This is a genomic window from Pseudomonas sp. NFACC42-2 (assembly GCF_900116055.1).
Taxonomy (GTDB): Bacteria; Pseudomonadota; Gammaproteobacteria; order Pseudomonadales; family Pseudomonadaceae; genus Aquipseudomonas; species Aquipseudomonas marginalis.
On the sequence record NZ_FOZO01000002.1, the window covers coordinates 376786 to 393232 of the forward strand.

Genomic DNA, 16447 nt, shown 5'->3' on the forward strand with positions numbered 1-16447 from the left:
CGATAAACAGCCGGGCCTTACAAGAATAAGAGTTTATTCCCACAACAACTTCCAACATGCGGGGGTTGAAGTTTTCGATATGTCGTAATCAGTCATCCAGCCTAGGAAAGCGTCGGGCGATATCGTCACCCGTCAACTCCGGCACTGGGTTTTGCGCCTGATTGAAGAGTCGCAGCGTTATACAGTGGGGGTTCTCCCCCATATCAAACCAATGCGGCATACCGGCGGGCACCACCAGCAGGTCGTTTTTCTCACAACGCACGGCATACACGTAGTCGCCAACATGCAGGTTGAACAAGCCCTGGCCGGCGATGAAAAAACGCACTTCGTCTTCGCTGTAGCGGCGTTCATCCAGGAACCGGGCACGCCATTCGGCTTTTTGCGGGTGGTCGCTGGTGACACTGAGCACCGCCACCGCACCGTAGCCGAGGGCATCGATCTGCGGCTGATAGGCAGCAATCATCTCAGCGTCGCTGGCGCCCCTCTCGATCAGGCCAGGCTGCCAGCGCTCGAACCGCACACCGTGCTCGGCCAGGGTAGCGGCGATGTCGTCGACATGGGTCAGGACCTTGTTCGGGGTATCCGGTGAAGCGACGGGGTAGACGGCGACATAACTCATTGAAGGGTTCCTTGGTTCTGCTCTTGCAATCGAAAACCGATGATAACGGCAGCGGCCAGGGCGGCGACGCTGGCAAGACTAAAGGTGAAGGTCGGCCCCAGCAGGTTCCAGCTGTAGCCGGAATACAGCGCACCCAGCGCACCGCCGGTGCCGGCCAGGGCGGCGTACAGCGCCTGGCCTTGGCCTTGTTGCTTATCGCCAAAGCTGCGCTGCACAAAGGCAATCGCCGCCGCGTGAAAACTGCCGAACGTGGCAGCGTGCATCACCTGCGCCAGCAACAGCACCCACAGCAGTTCGGCAAATGAGCCCAGCAGCAACCAGCGCAGGGCCGCCAGCAGGAAACTGGCCAGCAGCACCCGGCGTACCGAAAAACGTGTGAGGATGCGGCTCATGCCCAGGAACATCAGCACTTCAGCCACCACCCCCAGGGCCCACAGCATGCCGATCATGCCACGGCTGTAGCCGAGGTGTTCCAGGTGCAGGGTCAGGAAGGTGTAATACGGGCCATGGCTCATTTGCATCAGCGCCACACAGACGTAAAACGCCAGTACGCCGGGACTGCGCAACTGTTTTAGGAAACCATCAGCGGCCAGGCGATTGCCGTGGCTGGCGGGCTGCGCATTCGGCACCCACAGGCTGGCACCGATGATGCCGGCCATGATCACCACGACCACCACCGGGTAGATGTCCAGGCTCAGCCAGTCGAACAGGCGGCCCATGATCACGACGGTGAGGATAAAACCGATGGAGCCCCACAGGCGCACCTGGCTATAGCGCGCGGTCTGTTTTTGCAGGTGAGCCAGGGTGATCACTTCGAACTGCGGCAGCACTGCGTGCCAGAAGAACGCATGCAGGGCCATCACCAGGGCCAGCCAGGCGTAGGTGTGACTGACGAAGATCAGGGAAAAACTCAGCAGGGTGCACACCGCGCCGAAGCGCACGATAGCCAGGCGTCGGCCGCTGTAGTCGCCCAGCCAGCCCCACAGGTTGGGGGCCACGCAGCGCATCAGCATGGGGATGGCCACCAGCTCGCCGATGCGCGCGCTGGAGAACCCCAGGTGGTCGAAGTACAACGCCAGGAACGGCGCCGTCGCCCCGAGCAGGGCGAAGTAGAACAGGTAGAAGCTGGAGAGACGCCAGTACGGGAGGGCTGTCACCGCCGCGCCGTCACAGCTGGCCCAGCACCGGGGTACTCACGCGCACATCGGCGTTTTGCCCGCGATTGCGCAACAGGTGGTCCATCAACACGATGGCCATCATCGCTTCGGCAATCGGCGTGGCACGGATGCCCACGCACGGATCGTGACGGCCCTTGGTGATCACGTCCACCGGGTTGCCGTGCACATCGATCGAACGGCCCGGGGTGGTGATGCTCGAGGTGGCCTTGAGTGCCAGGTGCGCAACAATCGGCTGGCCGGAGGAAATACCGCCGAGGATGCCGCCCGCGTTGTTGCTGAGGAAACCTTCCGGCGTCAGTTCATCGCGGTGCTCGGTGCCACGCTGGGACACGCAGGCAAAACCGGCGCCAATCTCCACGCCTTTCACCGCATTGATGCTCATCAGCGCATGGGCCAGTTCGGCGTCGAGGCGGTCGAAAATCGGCTCGCCCAGGCCCGGCTTGACGCCTTCGGCGACTACGGTGATCTTGGCGCCGACCGAATCCTGGTCGCGGCGCAGCTGGTCCATATAGGCTTCCAGTTCCGGCACTTTGTCCGGGTCAGGGCAGAAAAAGGCGTTGTCTTCCACGCTGTCCCAGGTCTTGAACGGGATTTCAATCGGGCCCAACTGGCTCATGTAGCCACGGATGACGATGCCCTGGGTCGCCAGGTATTTCTTGGCGATGGCGCCGGCTGCCACCCGCATCGCGGTTTCGCGCGCCGAGCTGCGGCCGCCGCCACGGTAGTCGCGTTCGCCGTATTTATGGTGGTAGGTGTAGTCGGCGTGGGCCGGACGGAACAAATCCTTGATCGCCGAGTAGTCCTTGGACTTCTGGTCGGTGTTGCGAATCAGCAGGCCGATGGCGCACCCGGTGGTACGGCCTTCGAACACCCCGGAAAGGATCTCGACTTCGTCGGGCTCCTGGCGCTGGGTGGTGTGGCGGCTGGTGCCGGGCTTGCGACGGTCGAGGTCACGCTGCAGGTCTTCCAGGGACAGCTCGAGGCCGGGCGGGCAGCCGTCGACAATGGCGACCAACGCCGGGCCATGGCTTTCGCCCGCGGTGGTGACAGTGAACAGCTTGCCGAAGGTATTGCCGGACATGCAGGGCGCTCCGTGAAATCAGTTGAATCAAGTCAACCGTAATAACTTAAGGCGGCCAGTATACGCAGGCTAACCGACTAGTTCATCCTCGAAACCTTACCGGTAGACCTTGGTCCAACCGGCACCTTCCTCATGATGGCGCGATGATGCTGCGAGTTTTTCTGTTTACCCTGACCCTGTTTACCGCCGTGGCCCACGCCGCCTCCCCTGTCGTACTGCAACGCCCGATCAGCCTGGACACCGGCAGCGGCAAACTGTTTGGCTCACTGCTGCTGCCCCAGTCCGACAAACCGGTGCCGGTGGTGTTGATCATCGCCGGCTCCGGCCCCACCGACCGCAACGGCAACAGCGCCGACGGCGCACGCAATGACAGCCTCAAGCGCCTGGCCTGGGTGCTGGCCCGGCACAACATCGCCAGCGTGCGCTACGACAAGCGCGGTGTGGCCGCCAGCCTCGCCGCCACGCCCGACGAACGCAACCTGACCCTCGATGCCTACGTGGCCGACGCGGTGGCCTGGGGGAAATTGCTCAAGGCCGACACACGCATGGGCCCGCTGATTGTGCTGGGCCACAGCGAAGGCGCGCTGGTGGCTGCACTGGCCGCACCGCAACTCGACCCGGCCGGGGTGATTTCCCTGTCCGGCAGCGCCCGTCCGGTCGACCAGGTCATCCGCCAGCAACTGGCCGATCACCTGCCCCCTGCCCTGCTGCTGCGCAGCAATGAAATCCTTGATCACCTCAAGGCCGGTCAGGTGGATGCCGATGTGCCTGGCCCGTTGCAGGGCATTTTCCGACCCAGCGTGCAGCCGTATCTGATCAGCCTGTTTCGCGCCGACCCTTCGGCGGCCTTTGCGAAACTGCGCATGCCGGCGTTGATCATCCAGGGCAGCAACGATATTCAGGTAGGTGTGGGCGACGCCCAGCAACTCAAAAGGGCGAAGCCCGATGCCGAACTGGCGGTGATCGAAGGCATGAACCACGTGATGCGCATCGTGCCCAACGACGTAAAGCAACAATTGGCCTCCTACAATGACCCGCAATTGCCGCTCGCCGCTGAGCTGGGTAGCCGTCTGGTGCGTTTTATCGACGGACTTCAACCCCGTTAAGCGACAATTTGCCTCCAGTCCTGCAGAAATCGGCCGATAAGCCCAGGGTCGACGGCAAAAAGACGCTCGACTTGCAGGGCTTGGACAGGATCGCACCGCATGACAACCACTGAAGCAACACCGGAACCGACCGCCGACACCCCGGCTGAAAAAACCGAGGCCATCGACACGGCGGCTCCCCTGCCGTGGGCGGATGTTCAGGCCGAGCATTTCAAGATGCTGCGCCTGGCCCCGCTGGCCACCGACCGTGCCACCGGCCTGCGGCCGCTGCGGTTCGTACAGTTCGGCTATGCCGAGCGCCATGACAAACACCACAGCCTGTTGCGCATGGTCATCCAATTGCCGGGGCAGCGGGTGCGCCGCGAGCAGAACCATCTGGATATCTGGGTGGATCACGATAAACACCGCGTGCACTTCGGCCCGGGCAACAGCCTGGAAATCGAACCTGCCAACCGCGGCATCGGTCGCTTCCTGGTGGCCCAGGGCGCCGCGTGGGCGAAGAAAAAATGGTCAAGTTACCGCGTCGACGGCGTGGACCTGGCCAACAAGGACGCACTCAACGAAGCCACACGCCTGCGCCGCGATCACTTCCTGCGCGTCCAGGGTTTCGATGTGGCCTACGCCGATGTGCAGCACCTCAAAGGCAACGTGCAGCCGGGTAAGGTCAGCGATGTACTGGACAGTTGGAACACCGAGAAGGTGCAGTTCGTGGAGATCCTCGAAGCCGCGCAGATGCTGCAACAGGCCGAGCACAACCTGCTGGAGCAGGAAGTGAAGCTGCGCAAGGAAGAAGAAAAGGTCACCAAGTTCAAGCGTGAGGACAGCGGGTTGCGGTTTACCATCACCTGCCTGGTGGCATTTACCGTGTTTCAGGCGGGGCTGTTGATCTGGATTGCCACGCACCGCTAGCCGGCTGGAAAGCCATCGAAATGCGGGAGGGGCTTGCCCCCTCCCACATTTTCTACCCTAAGGTTGGTTAAACCCGAGCGGCGAAGATTGCCTGGTGTTCCCGGCACTGTTCGGCCGTGAGCATGAACACCCCATGCCCACCCCGCTGGAAATCCAGCCAGGCGAAGTCCACTTCCGGGTACAGCGCGTCAACATGCACCTGGCTGTTGCCCACCTCGACAATCAGCAAACCCTTCTCGGTCAGGTGGTCCGCCGCCTCGGCCAGCATGCGCCGCACCAGGTTCAGGCCATCGTCGCCGCAGGCCAGGCCCAGCTCCGGCTCGTGCTGGTATTCGTCCGGCATATCGGCAAAGTCTTCGGCATCCACATACGGCGGGTTCGACACGATCAGGTCAAAGCGCTGGCCCGGCAGGCCGTCGAAACCGTCGCCCTGCACGGTGTACACGCGCTCGTCGACACCATGGCGCTCGATATTCTGGTTGGCCACTTCCAGGGCTTCGAAGGACAGGTCGCCAAGTACCACTTCGGCGTCCTGGAACTCGTAGGCGCAGGCAATGCCGATGCAACCGGAGCCGGTGCACAGATCGAGAATGCGCGCCGGCGGTTGGGCCAGCCAAGGTTCGAAGCGGTTTTCGATCAACTCGCCGATGGGCGAACGCGGGATCAGCACGCGCTCGTCCACGATAAACGACATGCCGCAGAACCACGCCTCTTTCAACAGGTAGGCCGTGGGCACCCGCTCATGGATACGGCGATGCAACAAACGCTGTACGTGAGAGATTTCCTCTTCTTCCAGGTTGCAATCGAGGTAGCTGTCGGCAATTTCCCATGGCAGGTGCAAAGCGCCGAGCACCAACTGCCGGGCTTCGTCCCAGGCATTGTCGGTACCGTGACCAAAAAACAGGTCTTCCCCATGGAAACGGCTGACGGCCCAACGGATGTGGTCGCGCAAGGTGCGCAGGCGGGATGTGATCACGGGGGGCAGACTCCTGGAAAAAACGACTGGCGATTCTAACAGTCTTCGCCTGTACCGACGATGTACGAAAACCTGTTGCCGTACGTCGGATTTCATCCAAATCGCCATCATTCGGTCAAACAAGCTGCCCACTTGACATGGCTGCACGCCAGCAACGGCGTACCTTACGATAGTAGCGATTCACAGAACCGCTCAGCCAGTGGACAATGACGCAAAAGCCCCCCTCACAGGAGCCCCAGAATGTCCGTTCCAAAGACGATGTTTCAACTCAGCGGTCGTGGTTACGCAGCTGCCAACCTTGCCCATGCGACCCTCGTGATCATCGACGCTCAAAAGGAATACCTCAGTGGCCCGCTCGCCCTCTCCGGCATGGACGCGGCAGTCGGCAATATCAAGCAACTGGTCGCCGCCGCGCGCAACGCCGGGCGCCCGATCGTGCACGTGCGCCATCTGGGCACGGTAGGCGGCCTGTTTGACCCCCAGGGCGAGCGCGGTGAATTTATCCCAGGCCTCGAACCTCAAGGTGACGAAACCATCATCGGCAAGTTGCTGCCCAGCGCCTTCCACGGCACCGGCCTGGAAAAATACCTGCAGGACCTCGGTTCCCTGGACCTGATCGTCTGCGGCTTCATGAGCCACTCCAGCGTCAGCACCACCGTGCGTGCCGCGAAGAACCTGGGCTTTCGCTGCACCCTGGTGGAAGACGCCTGTGCCACCCGCGACCTGCCTTACAAAGGTGGCATCCTGAGCGCCGAGCATGTGCAGCAGACCGAGATGGCCATCATGGCTGACAATTTTGCCACTCTCGCACTGACTAAAGACCTGATCTGATCGCCCTTCGGGTGAGCGGTGCGGCCTGTTGAAGGTCCCGCTCATCCGCAAAGCCCTCTCATTTGGCGCATTTACCTCGGGTACAGGAACAACCTGTGTATCTTCCGGTCGAAGGGCCGATACCCTGGAGGAAAGGTCGGAATGAAGATATCCGATGGTTTTGACGCTCGTCGCTTGCGCCCCAAGGGCCCGAGCAACTGGCGTCTGCGCCTGGTGGCCGGCATTGCCGCGCTGCTGGCGGTAGTAGGTTTGCTGTTGACCGGCGCTGGTGGCGCCGGTTTGTCTGGCCACTCGCCGGCCCTTGGCGAACTGAATGCCAGCCCTGGCGGCTCGGCGATTCTGTTGGGGATCGGGCTGCTGGTGCTGTGGCTGGGCGTGTGGCTGTGGCGCCGCAGTCGTCGGAAGATGCGCCAGCCGTTGTCACTGAACATCGCCTCGCACCTGATGAAAAAGCACGACTGATGGCGCTTGGATAGCGTTTCCTGCGCCCCGGCCGCCGCGATTTAGGTAAACTGCCCGCCCTTCGCGGAGGCTGACATGCAAGACGACGATTTTTCCCTGTTCAAAAACGAGCTGCGCGGCGTCAAGCCGATCAAGCACGACCGCGCCGACACCGGCAAACCCAAGGCCGACCGCGCACAGATCGCCAAGCTGCGCCAGGCTGCTACCGTGCGCACCGATGCCACCACCGTGGATGGCCTGTCAGACCAGTTCGTGATCGACGTCGGCCCCGAAGACGAGCTGATGTGGGCCCGCGACGGCGTACAGGAAAGCCAGATGCGCAAGCTCAAGGCCGGTCAGATCCCGTTCGAAGGCAGCCTCGACCTGCACGGCATGAACGTGGAGAAAGCCCGGGAAACCCTGTGGGCCTTCCTCGCCGAAGCCACCAGGTTCGAAATCCGCTGCGTGCGCGTCACCCATGGCAAGGCGGTGCGCTTGGACGGCAAGCGGCCGATGATCAAGAGCCACGTCAACACCTGGCTGCGCCAGCATGCCCAGGTGCTCGGCTTTACCTCGTGCCAGGCCCGTCATGGGGGCGCGGGTGCGGTGTATGTGATGCTCAAGCGCACGATGATGGAAGGGCGCGACGAATAAGAATAAAAAGCCCAGCAATTGAGCTGGGCTATTGTGGTATTGCCAGTAACGTCAGTTGTCGAAAAGCTCTTTCGCTTTTTTCTCTTTCGCCTGCGAGATCACTGCCTTTTGCATGGTGATCGCAGTATCGGCTGCGCTTCTGTAAACAGCACGTTTTTCTTCTACCGAACCACTTCGAAAAAAATCTGACATGGTGGTGGATGAATATTTTTCTACAACTTCCGTAATTTCGCCTTTCATAAGGCTACTCCGGTCAAAATTTGCTCAAGTTGATCAGGATGGTAGGGCTGTATAACGAGTTCGTCAATTTCCTCAGCCGATAGGTCGATGCCGATGTACGACTCCCCGCCATCAGTGTCCTTGATGAGCACATCGACTTGAAGACGCCCCAGAAACTCACGTTTCAATCCGCACACCGTCGTTTTTGATGCATAAAACTGGCGAATGAACTCTTTGCAAGGAATGTTTCGCCCCTCAACAGTCTCCCGTGCCAATACAAATTCCCACGCCAGCTCAGGCTTCTGGTAGACGTAGATAACCTGTGCAGACCGGTTTTCCTTATCAAGGGCGCGCTGGATATTTTTCCGAGCCACGGCAAAGTTGGCCAGCGTTCCGTCCAACAGGAAAGACTGACGCTGCTGATAAACCAGGTCGACGGTCCTCTCCACCATAGCAGTTACGCCACGTTGAAAAAGACTGGAGTTTGCGCCTGTGTAGTCAGGAAAGTATTCCCTGAAGTCATCTGGGTCGATTCGCAATGCACTGGATCCCCCCTCCTCCATCAAGCGAATAAATGATTTGGACACTTCTGTCTTGCCGGCGCCAGGCGAGCCCGCCATAAACACTGAAACCGGATAATTTTCACCTGGGTACTTAGTCAGGCAGGCAAGTTCACGGGCAATGCGGGTCCGATTTGCTTTGGCAAAGATCAGGGCGCGCTCAGAAATACTTCGCTCCAGCGGGGTCATCACGTCCTCCTCAACGGAGGCCGACTCTAACATCGGTATCGTCCGGGAATACAACTGTCGGCGCACCTACGCTACTATGTGCGCCACATCACCCGCCGCTGTCGCGCGCCGGGCAGCGCTTCACATTGGTACAGGCATACACCGTACCGTTCTGAAACCCATACGGAAACAGTCCTGTGACATTGGAACAAAACTACACCGCGATCCTCGGCCAACTCGGCGAGGACGTCTCCCGCGAGGGCCTGCTCGACACGCCCAAGCGCGCCGCCAAGGCGATGCAGTACCTTTGCCGCGGCTATGAACAGACACTCGAAGAAGTCACCAACGGTGCCTTGTTCAGCTCCGACAACAGCGAAATGGTGCTGGTCAAGGACATCGAGTTGTACTCGCTGTGCGAACACCACCTGCTGCCGTTTATCGGCAAGGCGCATGTGGCGTATATCCCGAGCGGCAAGGTGCTGGGCCTGTCGAAGGTCGCGCGGATTGTCGACATGTATGCGCGCCGCCTGCAGATCCAGGAAAACCTCAGCCGCCAGATCGCCGATGCGGTGATGCAAGTGACCGGCGCCCTGGGCGTGGCCGTGGTGATCGAAGCCAAGCACATGTGCATGATGATGCGCGGTGTGGAGAAACAGAATTCGTCGATGATCACCTCGGTGATGCTGGGTGAGTTCCGCGAAAACGCGGCCACCCGCAGTGAATTCCTCAGCCTGATCAAGTAACAGGCTGGGTAGGGAAAAACCGGCGTTCATCGCCGGTTTTTTTTCGCCTGCAGAATTGAGGTAAGCTGCGGCCCCTTCTTCATGGGCAAGAGGTTTCAGCCATGTTCGTCAAAGCACTTCGAGTGGGCCTCGGCCACGTCATCATCGCCGGCGACTTACTTACCCGTCCGCGCAAAAAGCAGCGCCCTGCCGAACAACAGGCGCAGGTGAACGCAGCGGCCAAGGACCTGACCCTGTATCAATTCCACGCCTGCCCGTTCTGCGTGAAGACCCGCCGCACCCTGCACCGCCTGAATGTGCCGGTGGCGCTGAAGGATGCGAAGAACAACGAGCAGGACCGCCAGACCCTGCTGGAGCAAGGCGGCAAGATCAAGGTGCCGTGCCTGCGTATCGAAGAGAATGGCCAGACCACCTGGATGTATGACTCCAAGGTGATCATCGATTACCTGGACAAGCGTTTCGCCGCGATCTGACAGACCTGGGCAGATCCACTGTGGGAGGGGCAAGTCCCTCCCAGAGTTAATCCAGTAGTGCCAAATCGAGATCGAGCAGTGCCGAGCCGAGGCACTTGCCATGGGCATCCAATGCCAGCGAGCGGGTTACGCCGCCGCGCAATATCCCCGGCAGTACGAAGTTCAGCGCTTGCACATTCGGCAGTTCATAGCGCCGCACCGGGGCCGCGTCCGGCTCCAGCAGGCCGGCAAAAAAGTCGGCCACGCGCTCGGCGGTAAGCTGTTCACACAACAGCAGATAATCCTCGGCCCGGTAAGCAATGATCGAAATGTTCGAGGTGTCGCCCTTATCGCCGGTACGGGAATGGGCCAGCGTGTGCAGTTTCATGCTTCGATCCTCGGGTTGACTGCGTCACGGGGCAGCAGCAACGACGCCACCGCTACCACCTGCCGCACGCTCTTGCTGGCACCGCCGCCGCCGGACGGGCCGTTGGTGTAGAGGGTTTCCACCTCATTGCCGACCCGCACCGCTTCGCTGCGTTCTTCACAGCGGGCCGCCACGCGCAGGCGCACTTCCCAGGGCTCTACGCTGCTGCGCGGACCGTGCAGCGAGTCCGTGCCGATCAGTTCGGCGCGTACGTCCTGCATCTTCACCCCCATCAGCTCCAAACGCTTGAGTACGACATCCCGCGCCAGCTGCGCCCGTGCGACCGCGCCGGGACCGCCGTAGGACATTTGCCCTTCGCCAATCCAGCCATCCAGGTAACCGACGCTCACCTTCAACTGCTCGGGCCGTGCACGGCCAGCAGCACCGTGGGCACGCACCCGATCAACGCCCTCCTCGTCAAACCCCACCTGGGAAAAATCGGCGGTCACGTCCGGGGTGAGATACGCCGCGGGATCATGCACTTCGTAGATCAATTGCTCGGTGCAGGTGGCGCGACTGACCCGCCCACCGGAGCCTGCTACCTTGGTGATCACGGCCTCCCCCTCGGCATCGATTTCAGCCAACGGAAAGCCCAGGCGTGCGAGGTCATCCACATCCTTGAAACCGGGATCGGAAAAATAGCCGCCGCTGACCTGCCCGGCACACTCCAGCAGATGCCCGACCAACGTGCCGCGCCCCAGGCGCTGCCAGTCGTCCATCGCCCAGCCGAATTCAAACACCTGCGGGGCGAGGAACAACGACGGGTCGGCCACCCGCCCGGTGATCACCACATCGGCGTCGGCGCGCAAGGCATCAAGAATGCCGTCGACGCCCAGGTAGGCATTCGCGGAAATCAGTCGCGCGCCCAGTGCCCCCACGGTCTGGCCGTTATCCAGCACCTGCTCGGGGTGCAAGACGTCCAGCACGTCATCGCCGACCACCGCCACGACCTTGAGGCCCAGGCCCAGCTCACGGGCAATCCGCCGCACTTCGAGCGCCGCCGACACCGGGTTGGCCGCGCCCATATTGGTGATCACCCGCAGGCGACGGCGCCCTTCATGCTGGCCGACAAAGGGCAACACCCGGCGCATGCGCTCACTGAGCAGCGGGTCATACCCCCCCTGCGGGTCACTGATTCGCGCCTGTTGCGCCAAGGCGATGGTGCGTTCGGCCAGGCACTCGAACACCAGGTAATCCAGGTCGCCCAGCTCGGCCAGTTCCACGGCAGGTTCGATGCGGTCGCCGGAATAGCCGGCGCCGGAACCGATGCGCAAGGTTTTCATTTCAAATCACTCCCAGGAGCAACGCCGTGAGGGTCATCAACACCGACGCGACAAACAGAAAAGGGATGGTGAAGCGCTGGTGATCGGCCAATTCGATCTTGCACAGGCCCACCAACAGGAAGGTCGCCGGGGTCAGCGGGCTGACCGGGAAACCGGTGGTGTGCACACCCAGTAACGACGCCTGGGCCACTTGCAGCGGGTCGACGCCCAGGGCCTTGCCGACTTCGGCGATCACCGGCATTACGCCGAAATAGTAGGAATCGGGGTCGAACAGCATGCTCAGCGGCATGGACAAGAAGCCCACCACCGCCGGAATCAACTTGCCGTGGCCCGCCGGAATCTGCGCTACCGCCACTTCGGCGATGGCCTTGAGCATGCCGGTGCCTTGCATGATGCCGGTGAACACCCCGGCGGCGAGCAGGATACTGGCCATGGTCAGGGCGGTTTTCGCATGGGCATCGATGCGTGCGCGCTGGGCGTCCACGTTCGGGTAGTTGATGCACAGCGCTACCACGGTGCCGAGCATGAACATCACCACCGGGTCGACCCAGCCGGCGATCATCACCACCATGACCAGCACGGTCAGGATCAGGTTGACCCAGAACAGGCGTGGGCGGCGCAGCTTGATGTCGTCGTCGCTGAGCACCCGCTGCGGCACGGCATCCACGCTGGAGCCGGCACCCAGGCCCAGGCGTTTTTCTTCACGTCGGCCCAACCACCAGGCACAGGCAAAGACGAAGATCAGGCCGACGATCTGCACCGGGATCAGTGGCTGGAACAGGTCCGCCACCGGCACGTGCAAGGCCGCCGAAGAGCGCAGCACCGGGCCGGTCCACGGCAGGAAGTTGACCCCGGCCGCCATCGCGCAGACACAGGCGAGGATGCGTTTGTCGATGCCCAGCCGCGTATACAACGGCAGCATCGCCGGCACCGTCACCAGAAAGGTCACGGCACCGGAACCGTCCAGGTGCACCAACAGGGCGAGGGTCGCAGTCCCAACGACAATCCGTGTAGGACGTGTCCCTACCGTGCGCAGGATGCGATCAATGATGGGGTCGAGCATCCCAGCATCGGTCATGATCCCGAAAAACAGGATCGCGAACACAAACATGCCCACCACGGGGGCCACGTTCTTGATGCCGGTAATGATGAAGGCACTGGTTTGCAGGCCGAACCCACCGAGCAGCGCGGCGATGATCGGCAAGGCGATCAGGGCCACCAGTGGCGAAAGGCGTTTGCTCATGACGGCAGCGAGCAGGCACAGGATGGTAATGACACCCAGGGTTGCGAGCATGGGTTACTCCAGAGCGGCCTTGATGGCCGGTTATTGTTTTCCCTGGAGTATTGGAAGCGCGTTACTCTTTGTAAATTGGAATGTTCAGCCAGTCATGTTCGTAAAAACAAAACGCTCGAGAACAACAATGAAAAATTCGATCCAGCACATTCAGGCGTTCCTTGCGGTGGCCCGCACCGGCAGCTTTACCAAGGCCGCCCATGAGCTGCATCTTTCGCCTTCGGCACTCACCGTGCAGGTGCAACAACTCGAAGACTGGCTCGGCGTCGCCCTGCTCGACCGCAGCCCCCGGCATGTGAGCATCACCGCTGCCGGCCAGGACGCGCGCGGGCCGATGGAAAAACTGCTGCTGGACCTGGACAACATCGTCACCGGCTCCCGCGACCTCGCGGCCTTGCGCCGTGGTGTGGTCACCCTCGCGGCTCTGCCGTCGGTCTGCGCCGGCGCCCTGCCCCCGGCCTTGCGCCTGTTTCGCGAGCGTTTTGCCGGGATCGAAGTACGCCTGCAGGACCTAGTGGCCCATCGCATTCATGCCCAGGTGCGCGCAGGCGAAGTGGATTTCGGTATTGGCGTACGGGCGCGGCTAAGCCATGGGCTGGAGTTCACCCCGGTGCTGAATGATCGATTGTGTGCGTTCGTACCGCTGGATCACCCCCTCGCCCACCATCGCCAATTGACCCTGGAGCAACTGGCGGACCAGCCGATCATCCTCACCGGCCGCGACAGCAGCGTACGCGAGCAAGTCGATGGGCTGTTCGATGAGACGCGGTTGACGATGAACGCCGGGATGGAGGCCAACTACATGTCGACGGTGCTGGCGTTGGTGCGTCAGGGGCTGGGGATCAGCGTACTGCCGGAGTCGGCGGCGGACAGCCTGGAGGGGTTGAAGCGCATCCACATCGATCATCCCGGGGTGAACCGCGAGATCGGCTTGATCAGTCGCAGCGGGATGGGATTGAGCCCGGCGGCGCAGCGCTGTTTCGACCTGCTGAACGATGAATTATCTGGCACGGCATCGAGCTGAATGTGGGAGGGGGCAAGTCGAATCGTCGCACCGCCCTCCCACCGTTTTTGACCGTGGTGATCAGTCGAGCATGGCCACATGCCTGGGATGGCTGGCCACGCGCTTCAACCAGGCCTGCACCGCCGGGTAAGGCGTCAGGTCAAACCCACCTTCATGGGCCACATGGGTGTAGGCATACAGCGCAATATCGGCAATCGAATACTGCTCGCCCACCAGGTATGGCGTGGTTTGCAGCTGACGCTCCATGACCTTCAGAGCCTTGTAACCGCGCTTGTGGGTGGTCTTGTATTCCTCCAGGCGATCTTCCGGCATGTTCAGGTAGAACTGGATAAACCGCGCCACCGCAATGTAAGGCTCGTGGCTGTACTGCTCGAAGAACTGCCATTGCAGCACTTGTGTGCGCAGGCGCGGTTCGGTGGGCAGGAATTCGCTGCCATCGGCAAGAAAGTTGAGGATCGCGTTGGACTCCCACAGGCAGGTGCCGTCTTCCAGTTCCAGCACCGGGATCTTGCCGTTGGGGTTCTTGGCTAGGAATTCAGGGGTCTCGGTATCGCCGTTGAGGATGTCGATATCCACCCATTGATACGGGATGCCCAGCAGGTTGAGCATCAATTTGACCTTGTAGCAGTTGCCCGACTTGTAATCGCCATAAACCTTGTACATGGGGCTCCCCTTATGCCGCTTGCGCGTGCTGTGCTTGACGGACCACCGCGGCCAGGCGTTTGAGCCCTTCGTCCAGGCGGGCCGGGTCGATATGGCTGAAATTGAGTCGCAGTGAGCCTAAATGCTGGTCCGGCTCGGAAAAGAACGGTTCACCGGGCATGAACGCGACGTCCTGATCGAGCGCAGGTGCCAACAAGGTGCGGGTATCGAGCGGCTGTTTCAAGGTCAGCCAGAAGAATAATCCGCCCTGGGGCACTTGCCAGTCGGCCAGTTCGCTGAAGTGGCGTTGTAATGCAGCCTGGAATGCGTCGCGGCGCTCACGGTAGAAACTGCGCAGCTCCACCAGGTGCTGCTGGTATTTCTGCGTGCCGATCCACTGCATGGCCTGCCACTGGCCGACGCGATTGGTGTGCAGGTCCGCCGATTGCTTGAGCTTGAGCAGGTGCGGGAACAGGTCCGGGCTGGCGATCAGGTACCCCACGCGCAGGCCGGGCAGCAAGGTCTTGGAGACCGTGCCGGTGTAGATCCAGCTGGCTTTGTTCAAGCGGCCGACGATGGGCTGCGCACTGCCGCCGTCGAAGGTCAGCTCACGGTAGGGTTCGTCTTCGATCAGGGTCACGCCGAACTCATCGAGCAAGGCGGCGACGGCCTCGCGCTTGGCTTCGCTGTAGCGCACGGCCGAAGGGTTCTGGAACGTCGGGATCAGGTAGACGAACGCCGGGCGATGGCGCTCGAGGTTGACGCGCAGGCTGGCCAGATCGGGACCATCGGCTTCCAGTTGCACGCTGAGGCAATCGGCGCCGAACAGCTGGAAGATCTGCAGGGCGGCCAGGTAGGTCGGGCCTTCCAGCAGGATCCTGGTGCCTTTGTCGATATACAGCTTGGCCGCCAGGTCCAGGGTTTGCTGGGAACCGCTGACCACCAGCACCTGGCTGGCCTGGCACGGCACACCCAACCCACGCGCTTCGGCGGCGAGCAGTTCACGTAACTGCGGCTCGCCTTCGCTCATGCCGTATTGGCCGATGTTCAGCGGCATATCATCCCAGTCCAGCGCCGGCAGCATGGCTTCGGCCGGCAGGCCACCGGCGAACGACATCACTTCCGGGCGCTGGGCGGCCGCGAGGATTTCACGGATCAAGGAGCTTTTGAGGCGCGTAACACGTTCAGAGAAGGCCATAAGGTCACCGCTAGCGAAGCCTGTGGGAAATACGTCAAACTGGTTGACCGAAATTACGACAGCTAGAGTGGATACGTCAACATGCTTGACCTTAAAAACCAAAGCAGCCAGCAACAAGCCATGGAAGCGTTCTTCTTCGGTTACCAGGCGTTCACTGCCAAAGCCGATGAAATGCTTGAGCGCCGTGGGCTGAGCCGGGTGCACCAGCGCATCGTGTTTTTTATTGCGCGTTACCCGGCGTTGAGCGTCAAGGAACTGTTGGAATTGCTCGGTGTGAGCAAGCAGGCGCTGAACATGCCGCTGCGCCAATTGCAGGAAATGCACCTGGTGGACAGCGTCGCGTCGGACACCGACAAGCGCAAACGCCTGCTGGAGTTGACCGAGGAAGGCCTGCGTTTCGAGCAATCGCTGCGCCGTGAACAGGTGAAGTTATTGCAGCGCGCCTTCGCCGAAGCGGGCGAAGAAGCGGTAAACGGTTGGCTCGCAGTCAACCAGGCGCTTGCAGGCCAGCCTTGATCCTCGGTGGCGCCCTGGCTTTGCCTTTCATCCTTTTCATGCAGAACATAGAAAACATTATTTGCTTTATTTGTATACAAAAGCATAATTCGCTTCGTGCGAGTTCCTGACCTATTGGTCAACAAA

At 61.3% G+C, this 16447-nt stretch carries 20 protein-coding genes; 9 read left to right on the forward strand and 11 right to left on the reverse strand.

The window, feature by feature from the left end; translation table 11 throughout:
* Nucleotides 1-88 precede the first annotated feature (88 nt).
* The 3 genes from BM416_RS05560 to aroC are packed head-to-tail and all read right to left on the reverse strand — an operon-like array spanning nt 89 to nt 2878.
* The gene (locus tag BM416_RS05560; RefSeq protein ID WP_092486369.1) at nt 89-619 is read right to left on the reverse strand and encodes a 1,2-dihydroxy-3-keto-5-methylthiopentene dioxygenase; all 531 of its coding nucleotides are present in this window, start codon (nt 617-619) and stop codon (nt 89-91) included.
* Nucleotides 616-1776, reverse strand: coding sequence for an MFS transporter (locus BM416_RS05565; RefSeq protein WP_092486372.1), 1161 nt, complete (start codon nt 1774-1776; stop codon nt 616-618). The genes BM416_RS05560 and BM416_RS05565 overlap by 4 nt, the downstream gene beginning before the upstream one ends.
* A gap of 10 nt (nt 1777-1786) precedes the next feature.
* Nucleotides 1787-2878: a chorismate synthase gene (gene aroC / locus BM416_RS05570; protein ID WP_027603936.1), complete on the reverse strand. Its 1092-nt coding sequence runs from the start codon at nt 2876-2878 to the stop codon at nt 1787-1789.
* A gap of 143 nt (nt 2879-3021) precedes the next feature.
* Between aroC and BM416_RS05575 the strand changes: the two genes are divergently transcribed.
* Both BM416_RS05575 and BM416_RS05580 read left to right on the forward strand, forming a co-directional pair.
* Nucleotides 3022-3984 carry an alpha/beta hydrolase gene (locus BM416_RS05575; RefSeq protein WP_092486375.1) on the forward strand — a complete coding sequence of 321 codons (963 nt, stop codon included), beginning with the start codon at nt 3022-3024 and terminating at the stop codon, nt 3982-3984.
* A gap of 99 nt (nt 3985-4083) precedes the next feature.
* Entirely contained in the window at nt 4084-4893 is an 810-nt protein-coding gene (locus BM416_RS05580; protein ID WP_027603934.1) for a hypothetical protein, read from the forward strand.
* Nucleotides 4894-4960: 67 nt separating this feature from the next.
* Here the strand turns inward: BM416_RS05580 and prmB are convergent, their stop codons facing one another.
* Nucleotides 4961-5869 carry a 50S ribosomal protein L3 N(5)-glutamine methyltransferase gene (gene prmB / locus BM416_RS05585; RefSeq protein ID WP_065926617.1) on the reverse strand — a complete coding sequence of 303 codons (909 nt, stop codon included), beginning with the start codon at nt 5867-5869 and terminating at the stop codon, nt 4961-4963.
* Between the two features lie 240 nt (nt 5870-6109).
* On the opposite strand from prmB, the gene BM416_RS05590 reads away from it, so the two are divergent.
* The 3 genes from BM416_RS05590 (at nt 6110) to BM416_RS05600 (ending at nt 7795) form a co-directional block, all read left to right on the forward strand.
* Nucleotides 6110-6700 (forward strand): cysteine hydrolase family protein, encoded by a 591-nt coding sequence (locus tag BM416_RS05590; RefSeq protein WP_092486378.1) that lies wholly within the window; start codon nt 6110-6112, stop codon nt 6698-6700.
* Nucleotides 6701-6841: 141 nt separating this feature from the next.
* The gene (locus tag BM416_RS05595; RefSeq protein ID WP_092486380.1) at nt 6842-7162 is read left to right on the forward strand and encodes a hypothetical protein; all 321 of its coding nucleotides are present in this window, start codon (nt 6842-6844) and stop codon (nt 7160-7162) included.
* 75 nt (nt 7163-7237) lie between these two features.
* Nucleotides 7238-7795: a Smr/MutS family protein gene (locus BM416_RS05600; RefSeq protein WP_092486383.1), complete on the forward strand. Its 558-nt coding sequence runs from the start codon at nt 7238-7240 to the stop codon at nt 7793-7795.
* 51 nt (nt 7796-7846) lie between these two features.
* Here BM416_RS05600 and BM416_RS05605 read toward each other — a convergent pair whose 3' ends face one another.
* The gene (locus BM416_RS05605; RefSeq protein ID WP_092486386.1) at nt 7847-8035 is read right to left on the reverse strand and encodes a hypothetical protein; all 189 of its coding nucleotides are present in this window, start codon (nt 8033-8035) and stop codon (nt 7847-7849) included.
* The gene (locus BM416_RS05610) at nt 8032-8763 is read right to left on the reverse strand and encodes a zeta toxin family protein (protein WP_092486919.1); all 732 of its coding nucleotides are present in this window, start codon (nt 8761-8763) and stop codon (nt 8032-8034) included. The genes BM416_RS05605 and BM416_RS05610 overlap by 4 nt, the downstream gene beginning before the upstream one ends.
* 176 nt (nt 8764-8939) lie before the next feature.
* Here BM416_RS05610 and folE point away from each other — a divergent pair, with 176 nt between their 5' ends.
* Both folE and BM416_RS05620 read left to right on the forward strand, forming a co-directional pair.
* Complete coding sequence (folE, locus tag BM416_RS05615) at nt 8940-9485, forward strand: GTP cyclohydrolase I FolE (protein WP_019826593.1); 546 nt, start codon at nt 8940-8942, stop codon at nt 9483-9485.
* Nucleotides 9486-9586: 101 nt separating this feature from the next.
* A complete protein-coding gene (locus BM416_RS05620) occupies nt 9587-9958 on the forward strand; it encodes a glutathione S-transferase N-terminal domain-containing protein (protein ID WP_032888027.1) in 372 nt (123 codons plus the stop codon).
* A gap of 46 nt (nt 9959-10004) precedes the next feature.
* Here BM416_RS05620 and BM416_RS05625 read toward each other — a convergent pair whose 3' ends face one another.
* The 3 genes from BM416_RS05625 to BM416_RS05635 are packed head-to-tail and all read right to left on the reverse strand — an operon-like array spanning nt 10005 to nt 12941.
* The gene (locus tag BM416_RS05625) at nt 10005-10325 is read right to left on the reverse strand and encodes an AtuA-related protein (protein ID WP_027603929.1); all 321 of its coding nucleotides are present in this window, start codon (nt 10323-10325) and stop codon (nt 10005-10007) included.
* Nucleotides 10322-11647 (reverse strand): acyclic terpene utilization AtuA family protein, encoded by a 1326-nt coding sequence (locus BM416_RS05630; RefSeq protein ID WP_092486389.1) that lies wholly within the window; start codon nt 11645-11647, stop codon nt 10322-10324. Before BM416_RS05630 ends, BM416_RS05625 begins: the two co-directional genes overlap by 4 nt.
* Before the next feature lies 1 nt (nt 11648).
* Nucleotides 11649-12941 carry a CitMHS family transporter gene (locus tag BM416_RS05635; protein ID WP_092486392.1) on the reverse strand — a complete coding sequence of 431 codons (1293 nt, stop codon included), beginning with the start codon at nt 12939-12941 and terminating at the stop codon, nt 11649-11651.
* Between the two features lie 127 nt (nt 12942-13068).
* On the opposite strand from BM416_RS05635, the gene BM416_RS05640 reads away from it, so the two are divergent.
* Nucleotides 13069-13965 carry a LysR family transcriptional regulator gene (locus BM416_RS05640; RefSeq protein ID WP_092486395.1) on the forward strand — a complete coding sequence of 299 codons (897 nt, stop codon included), beginning with the start codon at nt 13069-13071 and terminating at the stop codon, nt 13963-13965.
* 60 nt (nt 13966-14025) lie between these two features.
* Here BM416_RS05640 and BM416_RS05645 read toward each other — a convergent pair whose 3' ends face one another.
* Nucleotides 14026-14628: a glutathione S-transferase family protein gene (locus BM416_RS05645; RefSeq protein WP_027603925.1), complete on the reverse strand. Its 603-nt coding sequence runs from the start codon at nt 14626-14628 to the stop codon at nt 14026-14028.
* 10 nt (nt 14629-14638) lie between these two features.
* Nucleotides 14639-15805, reverse strand: a complete 1167-nt coding sequence (locus tag BM416_RS05650) for an aminotransferase-like domain-containing protein (RefSeq protein ID WP_092486398.1) — start codon at nt 15803-15805, stop codon at nt 14639-14641.
* Between the two features lie 81 nt (nt 15806-15886).
* On the opposite strand from BM416_RS05650, the gene BM416_RS05655 reads away from it, so the two are divergent.
* Nucleotides 15887-16321, forward strand: coding sequence for a MarR family winged helix-turn-helix transcriptional regulator (locus tag BM416_RS05655; RefSeq protein WP_092486400.1), 435 nt, complete (start codon nt 15887-15889; stop codon nt 16319-16321).
* Nucleotides 16322-16447: the final 126 nt, after the last annotated feature.

Coding starts and splice junctions, on each gene's coding strand:
- BM416_RS05560 (WP_092486369.1), bottom strand. CDS start 619: ATGAGTTATGTCGCCGTCTACCCCGTCGCTTCACCGGATACCCCGAAC.
- aroC (WP_027603936.1), bottom strand. CDS start 2,878: ATGTCCGGCAATACCTTCGGCAAGCTGTTCACTGTCACCACCGCGGGC.
- BM416_RS05575 (WP_092486375.1), top strand. CDS start 3,022: ATGATGCTGCGAGTTTTTCTGTTTACCCTGACCCTGTTTACCGCCGTG.
- BM416_RS05580 (WP_027603934.1), top strand. CDS start 4,084: ATGACAACCACTGAAGCAACACCGGAACCGACCGCCGACACCCCGGCT.
- BM416_RS05590 (WP_092486378.1), top strand. CDS start 6,110: ATGTCCGTTCCAAAGACGATGTTTCAACTCAGCGGTCGTGGTTACGCA.
- BM416_RS05595 (WP_092486380.1), top strand. CDS start 6,842: ATGAAGATATCCGATGGTTTTGACGCTCGTCGCTTGCGCCCCAAGGGC.
- BM416_RS05600 (WP_092486383.1), top strand. CDS start 7,238: ATGCAAGACGACGATTTTTCCCTGTTCAAAAACGAGCTGCGCGGCGTC.
- BM416_RS05605 (WP_092486386.1), bottom strand. CDS start 8,035: ATGAAAGGCGAAATTACGGAAGTTGTAGAAAAATATTCATCCACCACC.
- BM416_RS05610 (WP_092486919.1), bottom strand. CDS start 8,763: ATGACCCCGCTGGAGCGAAGTATTTCTGAGCGCGCCCTGATCTTTGCC.
- BM416_RS05620 (WP_032888027.1), top strand. CDS start 9,587: ATGTTCGTCAAAGCACTTCGAGTGGGCCTCGGCCACGTCATCATCGCC.
- BM416_RS05625 (WP_027603929.1), bottom strand. CDS start 10,325: ATGAAACTGCACACGCTGGCCCATTCCCGTACCGGCGATAAGGGCGAC.
- BM416_RS05630 (WP_092486389.1), bottom strand. CDS start 11,647: ATGAAAACCTTGCGCATCGGTTCCGGCGCCGGCTATTCCGGCGACCGC.
- BM416_RS05635 (WP_092486392.1), bottom strand. CDS start 12,941: ATGCTCGCAACCCTGGGTGTCATTACCATCCTGTGCCTGCTCGCTGCC.
- BM416_RS05640 (WP_092486395.1), top strand. CDS start 13,069: ATGAAAAATTCGATCCAGCACATTCAGGCGTTCCTTGCGGTGGCCCGC.
- BM416_RS05645 (WP_027603925.1), bottom strand. CDS start 14,628: ATGTACAAGGTTTATGGCGATTACAAGTCGGGCAACTGCTACAAGGTC.
- BM416_RS05650 (WP_092486398.1), bottom strand. CDS start 15,805: ATGGCCTTCTCTGAACGTGTTACGCGCCTCAAAAGCTCCTTGATCCGT.
- BM416_RS05655 (WP_092486400.1), top strand. CDS start 15,887: ATGCTTGACCTTAAAAACCAAAGCAGCCAGCAACAAGCCATGGAAGCG.